Source organism: Paenibacillus alkalitolerans, assembly GCF_016482785.1.
In the GTDB taxonomy this organism is placed as follows: Bacteria; Bacillota; Bacilli; order Paenibacillales; family YIM-B00363; genus Paenibacillus_AE; species Paenibacillus_AE alkalitolerans.
This window is the reverse complement of sequence record NZ_JAEMXM010000030.1, coordinates 47914-66215: the sequence shown is the minus strand read 5'-3', so window position 1 is coordinate 66215 and position 18302 is coordinate 47914. Positions and strand designations below refer to the sequence as shown.

Below are 18302 nucleotides of genomic sequence, written 5' to 3'. Positions count from 1 at the left end.
GTTCACGTTACTAATCAAAGTATGATATTAAGTACTCGTCCAGAAGCGAGGAGCAGGCTAACCGCAGGGTACATGATCTTTTATTCCTTTGGAAGCGCAACAGGTGCAGTAGCGTCGACCTGGATTTATTCTTGGGCGGGGTGGTTCGGCGTGTGCATACTGGGGACCTTGGTAAGCATGATCGCGGTGTTTTTTTGGGCATGTACTTTGAAAATGTCCGATATGCACTGCCTCAGAGATGAAATTTCTGTCTAAAGCGCAGGTGAGCATGCTCAAAAGTGATGAGCGCCCCTAATTGACTACTCAGAAGGGTATAAATTGCATGGAGTTTGTAGTATGTTTCAACTCGCCTTAAAAAGTCCTGATCTTTTGGCCCGGTATAGAGCTGATATGCCATCTCAGCATACTCCCGTCCATAGTCATAAAACACTTCAAAGTCTTTGGCAGGGTCTCCTATGAGTAAATCGCTGAAGTCGATCACACCTATTTGAGAGGTATCTCTGTCCCAGAGAACATTGAAAGCATATAGATCACCGTGGGTCGCACACCTATTGGGAATATCTTGGAAGAGCTCATGAGCTTCTATGTAGAAGTTTTTGATAATCTCAACCTCATTGCAGGGGAGTTTTGGAAAGAGCTTCTCTACGAGTTCTTTTTCGATTCTCTGCTCTATGGCTATAAAATCCTCTCTTTCTCTCGGCTGGTACTGCGCGAAGTCATGCAGATCCATGTGGTGAAACCTATTGATAAATTCGATCAGTTGGGTGACCGCCGCCTCTTTATCCTTCCGGTTTAAGTTCTTGAAGATCCAGGGGGCAAGAATCGTGCCCGGAATGATCTTGTACCCTGCAAAATCACCGCTTTTTGGGATAAAGGAATAGTCCGGGAGAACAACGTTCATTTTGTCTTTCATATCATTCAGAAAGGCAATTTCATACGGAAGATAGTCGGTGTCTCGCCTCGTTCGTGGAAACCGAAACACCAGTTCCTCATTCACGATAAAGACGTCATGATCGAAGGCGTCTTTCAGGTACGCATATCTTTCAATCAAAATGGAAAACTCTTGTGCGATGCGTTCTAAAAAGATGTTGGCGTCTGAGAAAGGCGGCTTTTCATAGAAGGGAGGGAGAAGAGTAAAAACAGCCATATTATTCCCTTTCAATCGTTTTTTGGTGAGTCAAGCAGCAGCCCAAGTATACCAGATGGGGAGCGGTTTCTCCAACTTTGAATGGTTGATTCTTCTGTTTCGCGCCGATTTCCACATTTCACCTCAAAAACCGTCGAACATTCACGCTTTTTACCACCTCCGTCGTTTCATATTGAAAAACTTTATTTTATCTGACCAACGAACGCTCACATTATTCAGCAAACATTCATCGTTCACAAAATATACAATTGTACAAACTGTTCCAGCCGTGGTATGATACCTCTTGTGTCCAACATGGAGCTGTGGTGTAGAGGCCTAACATGCCTGCCTGTCACGCAGGAGACCGCGGGTTCGAATCCCGTCAGCTCCGCCATTACATACGCTACTAAAGTTCGGTGAGAATCGTCTTGCCGGGCTTTTTTTATGTTTCTGTTTGCACTATCATAGATGATAATACAAATGTTAAAGGTGATGACCTTTGATACGCGGACGTTTCGCTCCCACACCTTCCGGATTGATGCACATCGGCAACTTATGCACCGCCCTGCTTGCTTGGCTGCAAGTGCGCAAAGCAGGCGGGCGTTTCGTGCTGCGCATGGAAGACATCGATAAGCCGCGCTCCCGCCCGGAGCTCACGAAGCAAATTATTGACGATCTGCGCTGGTTCGGAATCGATTGGGATGAGGGTCCGGATGTGGGCGGTCCTTTCGGACCATACACCCAGAGCGAACGCGAGGAGTTATACCAGGACGCGCTGAAGAAGCTGCTGCTTGAAGGTTGGTTATATCCATGCTACTGCAGCCGCGCGGACTTGATGTCCATTGCCAGCGCTCCGCACGGTCTCGAGTCGGAAGGACCGGTATACCCCGGAACGTGCAGACAACTTACAGAGACGGAACGAATGCAGAAAGAAGCAGTCAAAAAGCCGTCCCTGCGCTTCGCTATGCCTGATAAACCCATCACCTTTGAAGATGGCATCGCCGGAGTAAAGCAAATACCGCCCGGCGCAGGCGGAGATTTCGTCGTACGGCGCGCGGACGGTATTATCGGATATCAGTTGGCGGTTGTTGTGGATGATGCGGCCATGGGGATTACAGATGTGCTGAGGGGATGGGACTTGCTGGACTCGACGCCGCGGCAATTGTTGCTCTATGAAGCGTTGCAGCTCCAGGCGCCCCGGTTTGCGCACGTTCCGCTGCTTTACGGCCCCGACGGCGAACGGTTGTCGAAGCGTCACGGCTCTCTCGCAGCAGCATCCATCCGGTCCAAAGGGATTGCCCCGCAGCGCATTGTCGGACGTATCGGTTGGCTGTTGTCTCTTATCGATAGCCCGGAACCGATGAACCCGAGCGATCTTATAAGAGAATTTTCATTAACAAAAATTCAGAAACATCCCATCCATCTTAACGAAGAGGATATGAAGGCACTTACCGGGGAAGCCTGACCGCTTCACTGCCTATACATATTTGCCGTGTTCAGGAACGGCCACCCGGTCAAATTGCTCCGATAACACTCCCGCCGCCGACCGTCGGATCCGGTGCCATATAATCCTTACGGCCCGTCAGGTACGGCAGCTCTTCCTCATGTGCGTAAACCGGAACGTCCCACCGCCCCGCAAGCTCCCGCAGCGCGCCAACGTGATATTTTTCGTTGGTAAATATTACTGGGGGAGCCGGCGGACCCCCGCCCCCTAAACGGATGCCGTACTTTCAATAAGTGAAATAAGCCTATGCAGCGTTGCTGTTTCCGCTTCCCGCTTCATTGTGGCAATATAGGATTCCTTTCGTTCATAAAGACGTGTTATTTTCTGCAAAAGCGTTTCGTCCGTCAATTGTTCCTCTTCCAGCACTTCGGCAAATCCACGCGCGCGGAACGACTCGGCGTTTGCAATCTGATCGCCCCGGCTGGCTGCGCGGGACAATGGTATAAGCAGCATCGGTTTATGCAGCGCCAGAAACTCATAAATCGAATTTGAGCCGGCCCTGGACACGACGAGATCCGTCATTGCCAGCACATCGGGAAGCTCCGATTTCAAAAATTCGAACTGCCGGTATTTTCGCGATTCCAATGAACGTTCGACATTACCTTTGCCGCACAAGTGAACGACCTGGAACATTTCCGTCAGTGCGTCTATATTATTGCGCACTGCCCGATTGATCCGCTGCGAACCGAGACTTCCACCCATGATAAGCAGCACGGGCTTGCCGCGCACAAAACCGCATAAGTCATGCCCTTTGCCCGATTCTCCCCGGAACAACTCCTCCCTTACAACGGCGCCGACATGCACCGCTTTATTGCTTGGGACGTGCTTTGCGGTTTCCGGAAACGTCGTGCAAATCTTCTTGGCGAACGGAATGGACAATCGGTTGGCGAGTCCGGGCGTTAGGTCGGATTCATGAATTACGGCAGGCACCCGGTTCAACCAGGCCCCCATGACGACAGGAACGGATACGAAACCGCCTTTGGAAAATACGGCATCCGGTTTCAACCGCTTGATCAGCTGATATGACTGCCATACTCCTTTCACGACCTTGAACGGATCCTTCACATTGTTCCAATCCAAATAACGGCGCAGCTTGCCGGTCGCAATTCCGTGATACGTAACTCCCCGCAATTCGGATACGATATCCCGTTCGATCCCCTTCTCAGAGCCAATATAGTGAATATTCCACCCTTTCTCGCGAAAATGCGGAATCAACGCTGCATTCACGGTAACATGGCCGGCAGACCCCCCGCCGGTAAATACAATCGTTTGTTTCACTGCTGTCGCTCCCTTTCGTCAATACAAAACCTCTGAGTAAGCCTCAGAGGTTAACTTCATGTGAACGGTGTTTGATAGTGGTTGAGTGTTGGCTTTTCTTTTTGTTCGATTTCTTTTCCTGCAGCTTTACTTTTGCCTCTTCTTTGCGGGCGAGATAAGCGAGCTCCGACAGCAGCTTCCTGTAGTTCGCCAACCGTCCCTCCTCCAGCTCGCCGGCTTCGACGGCTTTCCTAACCGCGCAATTGGGCTCGCGGTTATGAGAGCAATCGGCGAACTGGCATCGTCCGGCCAACGACTCAATATCCTCGAAGCTTTCCGAAAGTCCTTCCGAAGCTTCCCACATTTGAATTTCCCGCATACCAGGCGTATCGACCACGATACCGCCGCCCGGAACAGTCAACAGCTCCCGGTGCGTCGTCGTGTGCCTGCCCCTTCCGTCCGCTTCGCGAATGCCGCTTACCTTCTGAGCTTCCACCCCGAGAAGCGTATTGACGAGCGATGACTTTCCGACGCCGCTTGATCCGAGCAAAGCGACGGTATTCCCTGCAGACACGTATGGCAGCAGCTCGTCGATCCCGCTCTGCGCTTCCACAGAAACCGCATGAACCGGCACGCCCATTCCGATGGATTCGGCTTGGGCGATCATGGCATCCACATCATCGCAAAGATCCGCCTTGCTTAACACAATGACCGGATTGGCACCGCTTTCCCATGCAAGAACCAAATACCGTTCCAACCGGCGCATATTAAAATCTTGATTCATTGCATTCACGAGGAAAACCGTATCGACGTTGGCGGCGACAATTTGTTCCGTCGTCTCCACGCCTGCCGATTTCCGCGAAAACTTGCTCTTTCTCGGAAGCAGCGCGTGTATAGTCGCTCTTCCTTCAGCAGGTCTCGCCGCAACAGCCACCCAATCGCCCACGGCGGGCAGCTGCTCCCGCTCTTCGGCTTCATACCGCAATTTCCCGGACAGCTCGCTCAGAAGCTCCCCGTGTTGCGTAATAACCCGGTACATCCGTTTGTGCTCCAGCACAACTCGGCCCGGCTCCAATCCTTTATCGCGGAACGGTTCGAATTGCCGCTCCCACGTCTCATTCCATCCGTATTTCACTAGGGTCAATGAGGATCCTCCTTAGCATATAACGCCGCGGAAATCCCCGGTATTGCATTGGAAGCAAATCTGACGTTACCGGTGAACCTCCGCAGCCCCGTTTCGTTGTTCATTTGCGACGCGACGACTATTCACTACCGCTACATTCACCATACAACATCACTCCTCTATTAGCTTCCAAACATTTTCATTATATGGGCAAAACGTTCCGCAAGCAACCGGCATTTACACTTTCCCCGTCTTTAAGCGCAAAAAACACGGGCCGCTGACGACCCGTGCTGCATAATCTTAATCGCTGCAGCTGCCGTTTGAAGATAGTCCGATGCTTCCGTCCGAGTCCAAATTGATTTTCTCCGAAAGCGTATCCCGAATGACGGAGATAATCAACTGCAATAAATAGTTAAGATCGGTTTGCGATTGGCGGAATTGCCCGACGATCGGATACGAGTCCAGACGGTCCTGCAATTCGTCGATCTCATTCTCGATCTTCTCGGCCATCGCTTTATTCTTGAACGTCGTCTCGAATGCGACGATTTCTTTCTGCTTCTTCTTGATCGATGCGATCAGCTGCTGAATTTCCGCATGCCCTGCAATCTGTTTCTCCGCTTTCCGGTAAATCTCCACCTCTTCCGAAGTAGAGATCAAATCCGCAAGCTCCTTCGCCTTAGCCATAATATCGTCGCGCACGAGCAAATCTTTAATATCAAACGATTCCATCGCGCAGCTTCCGCCGTGTCCGCCGTCATGATAAAATTTATGAGCCATCCGTGTAACGCCCCTTTACATGTTTGCAGCGGCAGGCGCGGATTCAGCGGCCAACTCGCCTTTAATAAACCAAGTCATCGGTTCCGTAATTTTCACTTGGACAAACTTCCCGATTAACGATTTCGGACCGGGGAAGTGAACCAGCTTGTTCGTCCGGGTTCGTCCGGAAAGCACATCCGGGTTCGTCTTGCTCTCGCCTTCCACCAGCACTTCGACCGTCTGACCCCGGAGCTTTTCGTTCGCTTCTCTTCCGATTTCGGCCAACAGGTCGTTCAATCGGAGCAAGCGCTCTTTCTTGAGCTGTTCCGGAATGTCGTCTAGCATCGCCGCAGCCGGCGTTCCTTCGCGCGGACTATAGATGAACGTGAACGCAGAGTCATATCGAACTTCTCGAACAAGTGACATCGTGTCTTCGAATTGTTCGTCCGTCTCACCCGGGAAGCCGACGATAATGTCGGTCGTAAGCACAACGTCGGGAATCGCGCGCTTGATTTTTGCCACCAGTTCCAAGTAATGCTCGCGTGAATATTTCCGGCTCATTTTCTTCAAAATATCGGTATTGCCCGATTGCACGGGCAGGTGAATATGCTCCACCATATTTCCGCGATTGGCGAGCACTTCGATCAGGTGATCGTCGAAATCGCGCGGATGCGACGTTGTGAATCGGATGCGTGGGATGTCGATTTTCTGAATGTCTCTCATCAAATCGGCGAACGTATACCGGATATCCTCAAAATCTTTCCCGTATGCGTTCACGTTCTGGCCGAGCAGCGTAACCTCTTTAAACCCCTGCCGCGCAAGCTCGCGAACTTCGGCGATGACGTCTTCGTGCCGGCGGCTCCGTTCCTTGCCGCGCGTGTAAGGTACGATACAGTACGTGCAAAACTTGTCGCAGCCGTACATAATGTTGACCCACGCCTTCATTCCCTCGCGCTTCTTCGGCAAGTTTTCGACGATGTCGCCTTCTTTGGACCATACCTCGACGACCATCTCTTTACCGAAGTACGCTTCTTGAAGCAGCTTCGGCAGCCTGTGAATGTTATGCGTGCCGAAGATAAGATCGACGAACTGGTGCTTGGTCATGATCCGGTTCACGACGCCCTCTTCTTGGGACATGCAGCCGCATACGCCGAGAACGAGATTCGGTTTTTGCGTCTTTAACGTCTTCAAGTGACCGAGCTCGCCGAACACTTTGTCCTCCGCATTCTCGCGGATTGCGCATGTATTTAATAGGATAACGTCGGCCTCCTGCTTGTCTTCGGTCGGCTCGTAACCCATCGCTTCAAACATGCCCTTCATCGTCTCGGAATCGTGCTCGTTCATTTGGCAGCCGTATGTGCGAATCAAATATTTTTTCCCGGCGCCCAATCGCTGCATCTCTTCCGGAATGGAGAAATCGTAATGAACCTTGATATCTTCTTTGCCGCGTTTCTTCGCATCGGCATACGAAGGCGGTTGGAAATATTGAGAGTAATCTTTCTCTTTGACGGTTGCCATCTATATCACCTCATGTCCTAACAAGGATCGTCGTTTATCCAGCATACATTACAACATTATAGCATAATCCGAAAGGAAACCGAAAAACAAAACGATTCCAGCATTGGAATGTTCAATGCTGGAACCTGCATGCCTACTTCACAATCGTACCCTTATCGCCTGTATTAATTCCGGCTGCGTTCGCCTCGTCCGTGTCGATATGCATATCCAGAGCAAATTGATCGGAAACTCTGCATATGACATTTTCAAAAACAACCGCTCTTTCGCCTTCCACGCGAACGCTCACCGTTTGCTTATCCGTAACTCCAAACCGCGCCGCGTCATCAGGATGAAAGTGAATGTGGCGGGCCGCGACAATAACGCCTTGTTCGATTTCCACCTCACCCACAGGTCCTACGATCCGAATGCCGGGCGTTCCCGCAATGTTGCCGGATAAGCGGACGGGCGGATCAATACCGAGAGCGAATGCATCCGTACGGGATATTTCCAATTGAGTGCTGCCTCTTGCCGGACCCAGGATCCGCACTTTATCGAATTTCCCCTTCGGTCCCGAGACGGCCACAGTCTCGTCAGCCGCAAATTGTCCGGGTTGCGACAGAGGCTTCATTTCCTTCAGAGTGTAACCGGGACCGAATAATATTTCAATATGCTCGGGAGATAAATGAATATGGCGTGCCGATACGCCGATAGGAATCTCTGCCACGCTATGCCTCCTCAGACGATGCTGCTCCTACACTTCAGTATGCGTATGTAATAGAGAAGGCATACGGACGCAACCGTATGCCTTCATCTTGACTCGTGATTAGCGGAATTCAGCAACCAGCTTGTTGAATTGTTCTTCCGTCAACTGCAGGTCTTGTTTCGCAAGCGCCTCGGGCTTGAAGCCTTTCACGAGGTTTTCGTAAGATTTCTTGTTCTTGTCTTGATAAATCAAACCTGTGAGCATGCCGTTCGTTTCCATCAATTTCGTCATCGCCGCGATGCGGTTCGACGGATCGTAGTCGTTCTGTTCGTCAAGGTCGACGATATTTTCTTTGAACCAGTCATACGTGTTGATTTTGTTGAACGTCACGCACGGGCTGAACACGTTGACAAGGGAGAAACCTTCGTGCTTGATCGCTTCTTCAATCAAATGCGTCAGCTGCTTCAAGTTGCTGGAGAACGATTGGGCGACGAATGTCGCGCCTGCCGATAGTGCGATTTCCAGCGGGTTCAATGTCGTTTCAATGGAACCTTCCGGCGTAGACTTCGTCTTGAACCCTTCTCCGCTACGTGGAGATGTTTGGCCTTTCGTCAAGCCGTATATTTGGTTATCCATAACGATATACGTAATGTTCATGTTGCGGCGAATCGCATGGACCGTGTGACCCATACCGATTGCGAAACCGTCGCCGTCGCCGCCTGATGCGATAACCGTCAACTCGCGGTTGGCCATCTTCAAGCCTTGAGCGATCGGAAGCGCCCGGCCGTGGACGCCGTGGAAACCGTATGCGTTAATGTAACCGGAGATGCGTCCGGAGCAGCCGATACCGGAGACGACCGCGAGGTTTTCCGGTTCGAGGCCTACGTTGGCCGCAGCGCGCTGAATCGCTGCTTGTACGGAGAAGTCGCCGCAGCCCGGGCACCAGTTCGGTTTAATATTGTTGCGAAACTCTTTAAATGTAGCCATCGTTAAACCAACTCCTTGCAGCCGGTATGAATTTCGGAAGGCAGGAACGGTGTTCCGTCGTACTTTAAGAACTTCTTGATTTTATCGGCATATCCGGCATGAAGCTTAACTTGGTCGGCGAGTTGGCCTGTCGCGTTATTCTCCACAACGATAACCGTCTTCGCTTTCTCGAGGTAAGGCTTCACCAAATCCGCCGGGAAAGGATAAAGCTGGCGGATCGTCATATGATTCGACGTCACTCCGTCTTTCGTCAAGCGTTCGCGGGCTTCGTCAATCGTTCCGCCGGTCGAGCTCATACCGATAATGAGCACGTCAGGCGTTTCGTGCGGCGCATCGATGTGAATCGGATTCGTGATCCGTACGCTCTCAAGCTTCTTCAAGCGCTTATCCATCATCTTCTTGCGGTTTACCGGGCTTTCCGACGGACGGCCTTCTTGGTCGTGCTCAACGCCCGTGACGTGGTGAATGCCTTGCTTCATGCCGGGGATGACGCGCGGCGAAATTCCGTCTTCCGTGAACTCGTACCGCTTGAACAGCTTATTATCTTCAAGCGCCGGCAATTCGCCGGAGATAAGCGTACCCCGTTCGACCGCGACGCGGTTGAAATCGAGGTTTTCCGCCGTTTGCTTTCCTAAGGACAATTGCAAATCTGTAACGAGGATAACCGGGCATTGATATTTTTCCGCCAAGTTGAACGCTTCGACGGCATCGTAGAAGCATTCTTCCACCGTGCTCGGAGCGATGACGATCTTCGGTATTTCACCATGCGTACCGTAAATCATGGCGTTAATGTCGCTTTGCTCTTGCTTGGTCGGAAGACCTGTGGACGGGCCGCCCCGCTGCGTGTCGACGATAACGACAGGCGTTTCCGTCATGCCGGCGAGACCGATCGCTTCCACCATTAACGAAAGTCCGGGACCTGCGGAAGCCGTCATTGCTCGTACGCCGCCATAGTTGGCGCCGATCGCCATCGTCACCGCCGCAATTTCGTCTTCCGTCTGAATGACGGCTCCGCCGAATTTCGGCAATGTCTTAACGAGGTATTCCATAATTTCAGAAGCCGGTGTGATCGGATATGCAGGCATGAAGCGGCAGCCGCCGGCAACGGCCCCGAGGCCGATGGCGTCATTGCCGATCATGAACAACTTCGGTTGGCCGTCGGAAGGTTCCAATTCGAAATCTTTCAAAGACCCGCCGGCTTGCTCCAATACGAATTCCGCGCCTCTGCGCACCGCTTCGACGTTCTTCTCCACGATGGCCGGACCTTTGCGGCCGAATTCTTCTTCAACAGCTTTATTAAACACTTCCAGCGGGAGCCCGAGCAGCGCCCACGATGCGCCGGAAGCAACCATGTTCTTAAACAACGATGTGCCGAGCTCTTCCGCAATAGCGGTGATCGGTACCGCAAACAATCTCGCGTCCACGCCTTCCGGCACGGTGGGATTGAATTTGGCGTCGGCCACGATAACGCCGCTTTTCCGAAGCTCATGGGCGTTGAGATCGATCGACTCTTGGTCGAAAGCCACCAGAATATCGAGATCGTCAGAAATCGCTCGAATCGGTTTGACGGAAATCCGGATTTTGTTGTTCGTATGACCGCCCTTGATCCGAGAAGAAAAGTGACGATAGCCATACAAGTAATAACCCAATCGGTTCAGCGCCGTCGAGAAAATCCGGTCGGTACTCTCTACCCCTTCGCCTTGTTGTCCGCCGATTTTCCATGACAATTGACTAATCAAACGAGGTCCACTCCTTTAGTGGCAAAAAAATAGTTTAAATGGAAGTGAAAAAAATTTTAATGCATAAATCATGGTCAGTGATAAGTTTATGATTTCAGCATGTAAAAAGCAAGTGCTTTCAAGCATCTCAAAACATAGTATTTTTCGATGGTTTTCATAGCAAAATGAGATGGTTTTTTCATCCAGCCACAGCAGCGTCAGGCAGGTGCTTCAAATAGAACGCTAATATATTTCCACCCATAAATCCTTCCACTTGTACAGCGGTATAGCGCTTATGGAGTTCATTTTCTAAGATGTATAATTTTCCCGGATGCTCTAAGCCCTTTACCCATTGAGCAATGCCGTCGAAGTCCGATCCGAAGCATACGGCCGCGGCGCCGCCTAATTCGCACAGTCTTTCCACATGACGGAGCACGTCGTCGATTCCTGCTTGAATTCCGTCCCCTCTGAGGAAGTACGGAACGAACGTGATTCCGATTCGTCCGTCTCGTTCAATGATCGCCTTAGCTTGTCGGTCGGATAAGTTTCTCGGATGATCGCACAGCGCTCTCATATTCGAGTGCGATGCGACAAAGGGCTTCTCCGTTAATTCCGTCAATTCCCAAAATCCCCGTTCGGACAAGTGCGACACATCCAACGTCATCCCAATGGAATCGCATTCTTCGATCAATAGCCGGCCGGCTGCGGTAAATCCGCCTCCTCTCGGCTCCCTGGCGCCGTCCGCCGCCCAATTCGCATCGTTCCACGTTATGCCCAGCGTCCGGACACCCAAATCCCATACGATGCGCAAATAAGTCAAATCGGCTTCCAAGCCTTCGGCACCTTCCAGAGTCAACAAGGCGCCGATTCGGCTTTCTTCAGGCCGCAGCGCTTGCTGTAAGTCTTGTTTCGTCCGGACCGGAAACATCCCGGGATGACTCAAAATTCTACGGTGAAATGTATCAATGCTGTATAAAACGGCATCGAACGGTTTACGCCTCCAGCTTTCTGGAATGAATACGGCGAAAGCCTGCACGTTCATACCCGCCGCCTTCAAACGGTCATAAGTTACATCCAACCGCGAATCGTTGGCGAACCGTATATCCGATGCCGTGAGCATCTTGCTTAATACGTCGCAATGCATATCCATTCTCTTCATAGTCATAGTTTCTCCCTCCCCTTAAAAAGAAAACCTCTATCGCGGACTTTTCTCGAAACAGACCGCGTTAGAGGAAATATAAAGTTAAAAAAAACCCGTTTACTGGCGTAAACAGGTTTCATGATAAGAATAATATGCTGTTATCTTGGTTCGACGATCAGCTTGATCGCGGTCCGATCCTCACCGTCGATCACAATGTCTGTGAACGCCGGGATGCAAATCAAGTCGACTCCGCTCGGAGCAACGAATCCCCGGGCGATCGCTACCGCCTTTATCGCTTGATTGAGCGCTCCCGCTCCAATCGCTTGCAATTCCGCAGCTCCCCGTTCGCGTAATACCCCTGCTAACGCGCCTGCCACCGAGTTGGGATTGGATTTTGCTGACACTTTTAATACTTCCATGGGTAAGGACCTCCTCGGGAAAGCTAAAAATTACTCCGGTACTTATATGTATTCGCCTACGAACCGAAAAATTCCTCCCCGCGGACGCCGCACATCGCTGAAATATTACATACAATTCTGAAAAATTCGAACGCAGTTACTCCATCTGAAATTCATCTTCATAAACGCGGATAAGCTGTACTTTCGTGGATAAGCCGCTTGCTTCGTCCATATCGATCAGAGCGGCGTGGAATTGATATTTCCCTTCGTCCGCCGTGAAGCGCACAGGCAATTGAGTAATGAATTTGCGTATGACGGCTTGTCGCTCCATTCCCAATATCCCTTCCCTTGACCCGGTCATGCCTACATCCGTAACATAGGCAGTCCCTTGCGGAAACAGCTGCGCATCGTTCGTCTGAACATGCGTATGCGTGCCGACGACCGCAGATACTCTGCCGTCCAAATACCATCCAAGGGCGAGTTTTTCCGATGTCGCTTCCGCATGAGCGTCGACAAGAATGCATTTGGTCTTCTTCTTAATTTTGTTCAATATATCGTCCATCGTCCGAAACGGGCAATCCAGCGGCGGAAGAAAGGAACGTCCCATCACGTTCACAATGGTTAATTCTTTCCCGCCGTTCTGGATCGTGGCCACCCCGCGTCCCGGAGTCCCTGCGGGATAGTTGGCCGGCCGTACGATGCGCGGCTCGTTGTCGATCCAATCGAATATGTCCTTGTTGTCCCACGTATGGTTTCCCATTGTAATTCCATGCACGCCCAGCTCGAAAAATTCGGCCGCGATCGCCCCTGTCAGTCCTTTTCCTCCGGCGGCGTTTTCTCCATTTACCACAATGATGTCCGGACGGTGCTTGCTCTTGAGTTGAGGAAGCACTTCCTTCAATGCGCGCCTCCCTGAAGAACCGACAATGTCTCCTATAAACAGCACTCTCACTTTGTTCATGTCACCTCTTATCATGAAGAAGAAAAAGTGGCTTGTTGTAAGCCACTTTTCATAGTTTGCGTATTATTTTGCGTACTCAACCGCTCTCGTCTCACGAATAACCGTCACTTTAATGTGGCCGGGGTAATCGAGTTCGTTCTCGATTTTCTTCGTGATGTCGCGGGCCAGTCGGAACGCTTCCGTATCGTCGACTTTGTCCGGCTGCACCATGACGCGGATTTCGCGTCCGGCTTGGATCGCGTACGATTTCTCGACTCCTTCGAACGATTCGGAAATCTCTTCGAGACGCTGCAGACGCTTGATGTACGTCTCCAACGTTTCGCGCCGCGCTCCTGGTCTTGCCGCGGAAAGCGCATCCGCAGCTCCGACTAACATCGCGATAACCGATGTAGCTTCCGTATCGCCGTGATGCGATGCGATACTATTGATGACGACAGGGTGTTCTTTGTATTTCTTCCCAATTTCTACGCCAATTTCAACATGCGAACCTTCCACTTCATGGTCCAACGCTTTCCCGATGTCGTGCAGTAAACCCGCGCGTTTCGCAAGCGTGACGTCTTCTCCGAGCTCACCGGCCATCAGTCCCGACAAATATGCTACTTCCATCGAGTGTTTCAACACGTTCTGTCCGTAGCTTGTCCGGAATTTCAAACGGCCCAAGATTTTAATAAGATCCGGGTGAAGACCGTGTACGCCGACTTCGAACGTCGCTTGTTCACCGTACTCACGGATACGTTCGTCAACTTCTTTGCGCGACTTCTCCACCATCTCTTCGATCCGCGCCGGGTGAATGCGGCCGTCGGCAACGAGCTTCTCAAGCGCATTGCGGGCAACTTCACGCCGTATCGGGTCGAAGCCGGACAGGATGACCGCTTCCGGAGTATCGTCGATAATAAGATCGATCCCGGTCAGCGTCTCCAGCGCCCGGATGTTGCGGCCTTCGCGGCCGATGATGCGGCCTTTCATCTCTTCGTTCGGCAGCGTTACGACCGAAACCGTCGTTTCGGCGACGTGATCCGCCGCACAGCGTTGAATCGCAAGCGTAATGATCTCTCTAGCCTTCTTATCGGCTTCTTCTTTCGCCTGCTGCTCAACTTCTTTAATCATTTGCGCTGTTTCAAGGCGAACTTCTTTCTCTACGTTGCTTAGTATCGTCTGTTTCGCTTCTTCCGTCGTTAAGCCGGAGATGCGTTCCAACTCTTCTACTTGCTTGCGGTAGAGAGCGTCGACGTTCGCTTGTGTTTCCTCGACACGCTTCTCTTTGTTGGCAAGCTGCTCTTCTTTCCGTTCAAGGGAATCCAGTTTTTTATCCAGCGTTTCCTCTTTTTGCAGTAACCTTCGTTCCAGCCGTTGCGTTTCGTTCCGACGTTCACGAATGTCTCGTTCGGCTTCAGTGCGAAATTTATGAATATCGTCCTTCGCTTCTAAAACCGCCTCTTTTTTCAGCGCCTCGGCTTCTTTTGTCGCATTTTCAAGAATGTTCCGAGCCGCTTCTTCTGCACTCGAAATTTTTGCTTCGGCTAAGGACTTGCGAATAAAGTAACCGATCCCTAAGCATGCTGCGCCAACAACGAGAGCGATGACGACTGCGACCCATGATTGCATCCAGTTCACCTCCTCGTTGCCACACAACGGTTGAGCTTAGGCGTTACGGCTCAACGATGTGTCCTAGTTGTTCAATTGTCCATTTCGAAATCCAAAGCTTGTTGTTCCATGTTCGAGCGTTCAGATGATGAATTGGCGAGTAAAAAAGTGAATATACTATTTCATTGTAGCTTTCAGTAAAGAAAAATGTCAAGCAACCGACTATTACCAGGACCATTCTCCGGCGTCGTCATCCCATGTGTCGGAGTCGGATTCGGACGTTACGAAGCGCACCGCGCGTTGCACGATTTCCGGCGAATAACCGCGTCTTGCCAAGTATGCAGCCAATCTTCTCCTCACGTCTCTCGGGTCGCCTTTGCCGGCCGCGGACTTCCACCGCTTTCTGGCTATATCCGCAGCTGAGCGGAACTCGGCTTCCTCGTCGATATCCGCCAACGTTTCCTGAACGATGGAGCGGTCGACGCCTTTATGAAGCAGCTCTTGGCGAATCCACCGTTTGCCCTTGCCGTGGGACTTCAAGCGCTCTTCGGCCAGCGTGCGGCTGAATCGCTCGTCGTCGATATACCCTTGGTGCCGGACTCGGGTGAGTACCTCTTCGACAACTGCCGGCTCGTATTTATGACGGCGCAAATACGCTTTGATCTCTTTCTCGGTACGATGCCGAGCTCCGAGCCAACGGAGAACTTTAACGTATGCGCTTTGCCTCTCTTCATCGAGAAGCACTTCTTCGAGACGCCCGGCATCCACCGATTCGCCTTTCAACAACCGGTGTTTAATGAGCACATCCTCATGAACGGCAAACGCAAGCTCGCCGTCAATGAATACGTTGTACCGCTGCTTGCTCCTTGCTTGCCGCTCGACGGCGGTGATTACCCCTTTGCCCACGCTTAAAACCTCCTGATACAGAGAAAGACACCCGCAATAGAGAACAACGGGTGCCTGCATTCGATTTATTCAACGCCCTCTTCCAATTCGTCCTCGTCGTCTTCCAAACCGTTCCCGCGGATCGGCACTGCTCCGGTAAGGTTCACTGACTCGCGAACCTGCTTCTCGATCGCTTCGGCTATGGCGGGATTATCCTTCAAGAACTGCTTCGCGTTCTCGCGGCCTTGGCCGAGACGGTCTCCGTTGTAAGAGAACCAGGCGCCGCTCTTCTGAACGATATCCATCTCCGTGCCGATATCGATAATGCTGCCTTCCCTCGAGATGCCTTCGCCGTACATGATATCCACATCCGCTTGCTTGAACGGAGGCGCGATTTTATTCTTCACCACTTTTATCCGGGTGCGGTTGCCGACCATATCGTTGCCTTGCTTGATCGATTCGACGCGGCGAACATCAAGTCTCACCGACGAATAAAATTTCAAGGCGCGTCCGCCCGGCGTCGTCTCCGGGTTGCCGAACATGACGCCGACCTTCTCGCGCAGCTGGTTGATGAAGATCGTGATCGTCTTCGATTTGCTGATGGCGCCGCCAAGCTTCCGCAACGCCTGCGACATCAAGCGCGCTTGCAGACCGACGTGGGAATCGCCCATCTCTCCCTCGATCTCCGCCTTCGGCACAAGCGCCGCAACGGAGTCGATGACGACAATGTCCACCGCGCCGCTTCGAACGAGCGCTTCCGCAATTTCGAGCGCTTGCTCGCCCGTATCCGGTTGAGACAAGAGCAATTCGTCGATGTTAATGCCCAGCTTCGACGCATACACCGGATCCAACGCGTGTTCCGCGTCGATGAAAGCGGCTTGTCCGCCGCGCTTCTGCACCTCGGCAATTGCATGAAGGGCAATTGTTGTTTTACCCGACGATTCGGGTCCGAATACTTCAATAATGCGCCCGCGCGGAAATCCTCCGACTCCGAGGGCGATATCCAACGCAAGGGAACCGCTCGGCACCGTCTCCACTTGCAGTTGTGCCGACTCTCCCAATTTCATTATCGATCCTTTGCCGAATTGTTTCTCGATCTGGCGCAAAGCCATCTCCAAAGCGGCGCGACGGTCGCTCACAAAACCACTTCCTTTATCCCTGATAATAGAATCATACCTTCTTTTGGCTTCGTTGCCAAGGATTTTTTCGAACATACATTCGTTTTTTTTTGAAAACGGACATAAAAAAACCGCAGCAATCAAACATCGCCGCGGTGCTTCCGCTTCATTAACGTTACTTCCACATTATACTATGGCTTGACTATATTAGGCAAGACGAATGTTTGTCCATAAGCGGTACAACGCTGCTTTCGCCGCCCGCACTTTCACCGTTTCCCGGTTTCCGGCAAGCTGGTGACGGTACGCTTTGACGTTCCCGTTGGGCCCCGCTATGCCGATAAATACAAGGCCGACCGGCTTCCCTTCCGCTTCTGCCGGGCCGGCCACGCCTGTGACGGACACGCCCCAATGCGAATCCGTCAAACGTCGAACGCTGCGGGCGAGTTCGATTGCGGTTTGTTCGCTGATCGCACCTGGCGCATTATCGCCTTCCAGCAGCTCCATCGGGATGCCCAACACTTTATGCTTCACCGCATTGGTGTAACATACGACTCCTCCCGCCAGCGCCGCAGAGCTCCCCGGGATGCCCGTGATCGTATCCGCAATCATGCCTCCCGTGCAGCTTTCCGCGAGCGACAACGTTTCGCCTCTGGAGGTGAGCAGACGAAGAACCGCCGTTTCAAGCCCGACGTCCTCTTCCGCATACACATGATCGCCCACCCGCTCCATAATTTTCGCGCGAACCGCAAACAATTTTGTTTCCGCGGTCTCCTTGTCCCCGGCTTTCGTCGCCAAGCGGATCATGACCTCTCCTTCTTTGGCGTAAGGGGCGATGGTCGGGTCGGATTGTTCTCTTATCAAATCGATCAGCCGGTCCTCCAAAGCGGATTCTCCGATTCCGGCAAATTTCATGATATGGGAATGAAGCGGCATCTGGTCTCCCATGACGCTTCGCAGCCAGCGCGTTGCGTATTTTGCGAACATCGGTTTCAGTTCCCGCGGAGGTCCCGGCAATAACATGTAATGCGTGCCTTCGTGCGTCAAGGCGCATCCGACGGCCAGGCCGGTTTCGTTCGCAAGCGGCGCGGCGCCTTCCACCTTCAGCGCTTGGCGGCGGTTGTTTTCCGTCATTGCAACGCCTCTTTGCTGAAAGTACGACTCGATTTTCCGAAGAGCATCTTCGTCGTAAACAAGTCCCTTTCCGACGTGAGCGGCAAGTACGTCTCTTGTAATATCGTCCATTGTCGGTCCGAGCCCGCCTGTGCAAATGATCAAATCCGCGCGGCCGCGCGCAATCGTTAACGCAGTCCGCACCCTCTCTTCGTTGTCGCCTACCACCGTCTGGAAGTACACGTCGATCCCGAGACCGGCGCACTCCTGCGACAGATACTGAGCGTTCGTATTCACGATCTGCCCCAGCAGAAGTTCGGTACCGACAGCAATTATTTCCGCTTTCATGGGTTTGACACCTCACTGTATGATTTCACTCGGCAAACACGAAAAAAGCGCCAAGAAACGAAAATATTGTTTCCCGGCACCCCCAA

16 protein-coding genes, 1 tRNA gene and 1 pseudogene are annotated in these 18302 nt (G+C 52.0%); 3 read left to right on the top strand and 15 right to left on the bottom strand.

The genetic code is table 11. The features are described 5' to 3' along the window. Positions 1-255 (top strand): annotated as a pseudogene (locus JET16_RS30400) (hypothetical protein); the annotation flags it as partial. Here the strand turns inward: JET16_RS30400 and JET16_RS27245 are convergent. Then, positions 233-1147 (bottom strand): aminoglycoside phosphotransferase family protein, encoded by a 915-nt coding sequence (locus tag JET16_RS27245; protein ID WP_199623451.1) that lies wholly within the window; start codon positions 1145-1147, stop codon positions 233-235. The pseudogene JET16_RS30400 and the gene JET16_RS27245 overlap by 23 nt on opposite strands. A gap of 296 nt (positions 1148-1443) precedes the next feature. On the opposite strand from JET16_RS27245, the gene JET16_RS27240 reads away from it, so the two are divergent. After that, positions 1444-1520, top strand: a tRNA-Asp gene (locus JET16_RS27240). Between the two features lie 105 nt (positions 1521-1625). Continuing rightward, the gene (gluQRS, locus tag JET16_RS27235; RefSeq protein WP_199623449.1) at positions 1626-2591 is read left to right on the top strand and encodes a tRNA glutamyl-Q(34) synthetase GluQRS; all 966 of its coding nucleotides are present in this window, start codon (positions 1626-1628) and stop codon (positions 2589-2591) included. Between the two features lie 246 nt (positions 2592-2837). Here gluQRS and JET16_RS27230 read toward each other — a convergent pair whose 3' ends face one another. The 14 genes from JET16_RS27230 to JET16_RS27165 form a co-directional block, all read right to left on the bottom strand. Further along, positions 2838-3908, bottom strand: a complete 1071-nt coding sequence (locus JET16_RS27230; protein ID WP_199623446.1) for an undecaprenyldiphospho-muramoylpentapeptide beta-N-acetylglucosaminyltransferase — start codon at positions 3906-3908, stop codon at positions 2838-2840. Between the two features lie 43 nt (positions 3909-3951). Continuing rightward, complete coding sequence (rsgA, locus tag JET16_RS27225) at positions 3952-5031, bottom strand: ribosome small subunit-dependent GTPase A (protein WP_233532337.1); 1080 nt, start codon at positions 5029-5031, stop codon at positions 3952-3954. A gap of 279 nt (positions 5032-5310) precedes the next feature. After that, positions 5311-5787: a RicAFT regulatory complex protein RicA family protein gene (locus tag JET16_RS27220; RefSeq protein ID WP_199623443.1), complete on the bottom strand. Its 477-nt coding sequence runs from the start codon at positions 5785-5787 to the stop codon at positions 5311-5313. 15 nt (positions 5788-5802) lie between these two features. After that, positions 5803-7284, bottom strand: coding sequence for a tRNA (N6-isopentenyl adenosine(37)-C2)-methylthiotransferase MiaB (miaB, locus tag JET16_RS27215; protein WP_199623440.1), 1482 nt, complete (start codon positions 7282-7284; stop codon positions 5803-5805). 133 nt (positions 7285-7417) lie between these two features. Beyond that, positions 7418-7987 carry a phosphate propanoyltransferase gene (gene pduL / locus JET16_RS27210; protein ID WP_199623437.1) on the bottom strand — a complete coding sequence of 190 codons (570 nt, stop codon included), beginning with the start codon at positions 7985-7987 and terminating at the stop codon, positions 7418-7420. 99 nt (positions 7988-8086) lie between these two features. Beyond that, a complete protein-coding gene (locus JET16_RS27205) occupies positions 8087-8953 on the bottom strand; it encodes a 2-oxoacid:ferredoxin oxidoreductase subunit beta (protein WP_199623433.1) in 867 nt (288 codons plus the stop codon). 2 nt (positions 8954-8955) lie between these two features. Next, entirely contained in the window at positions 8956-10692 is a 1737-nt protein-coding gene (locus tag JET16_RS27200) for a 2-oxoacid:acceptor oxidoreductase subunit alpha (protein WP_199623430.1), read from the bottom strand. 178 nt (positions 10693-10870) lie between these two features. Next, entirely contained in the window at positions 10871-11836 is a 966-nt protein-coding gene (locus JET16_RS27195) for a dipeptidase (RefSeq protein WP_233532336.1), read from the bottom strand. Between the two features lie 134 nt (positions 11837-11970). Further along, on the bottom strand, positions 11971-12231 hold the full coding sequence (locus JET16_RS27190; RefSeq protein ID WP_006286829.1) for a stage V sporulation protein S: 261 nt from the start codon (positions 12229-12231) through the stop codon (positions 11971-11973). Between the two features lie 136 nt (positions 12232-12367). Continuing rightward, positions 12368-13171: a TIGR00282 family metallophosphoesterase gene (locus JET16_RS27185; protein ID WP_233532335.1), complete on the bottom strand. Its 804-nt coding sequence runs from the start codon at positions 13169-13171 to the stop codon at positions 12368-12370. 63 nt (positions 13172-13234) lie between these two features. Then, entirely contained in the window at positions 13235-14776 is a 1542-nt protein-coding gene (gene rny / locus JET16_RS27180; RefSeq protein ID WP_199623427.1) for a ribonuclease Y, read from the bottom strand. A gap of 204 nt (positions 14777-14980) precedes the next feature. Then, positions 14981-15661: a RecX family transcriptional regulator gene (locus JET16_RS27175; protein WP_199623412.1), complete on the bottom strand. Its 681-nt coding sequence runs from the start codon at positions 15659-15661 to the stop codon at positions 14981-14983. Positions 15662-15726: 65 nt separating this feature from the next. Then, positions 15727-16779: a recombinase RecA gene (gene recA, locus JET16_RS27170; protein WP_199623410.1), complete on the bottom strand. Its 1053-nt coding sequence runs from the start codon at positions 16777-16779 to the stop codon at positions 15727-15729. 186 nt (positions 16780-16965) lie between these two features. After that, entirely contained in the window at positions 16966-18216 is a 1251-nt protein-coding gene (locus JET16_RS27165) for a competence/damage-inducible protein A (RefSeq protein WP_199623408.1), read from the bottom strand. Positions 18217-18302: the final 86 nt, after the last annotated feature.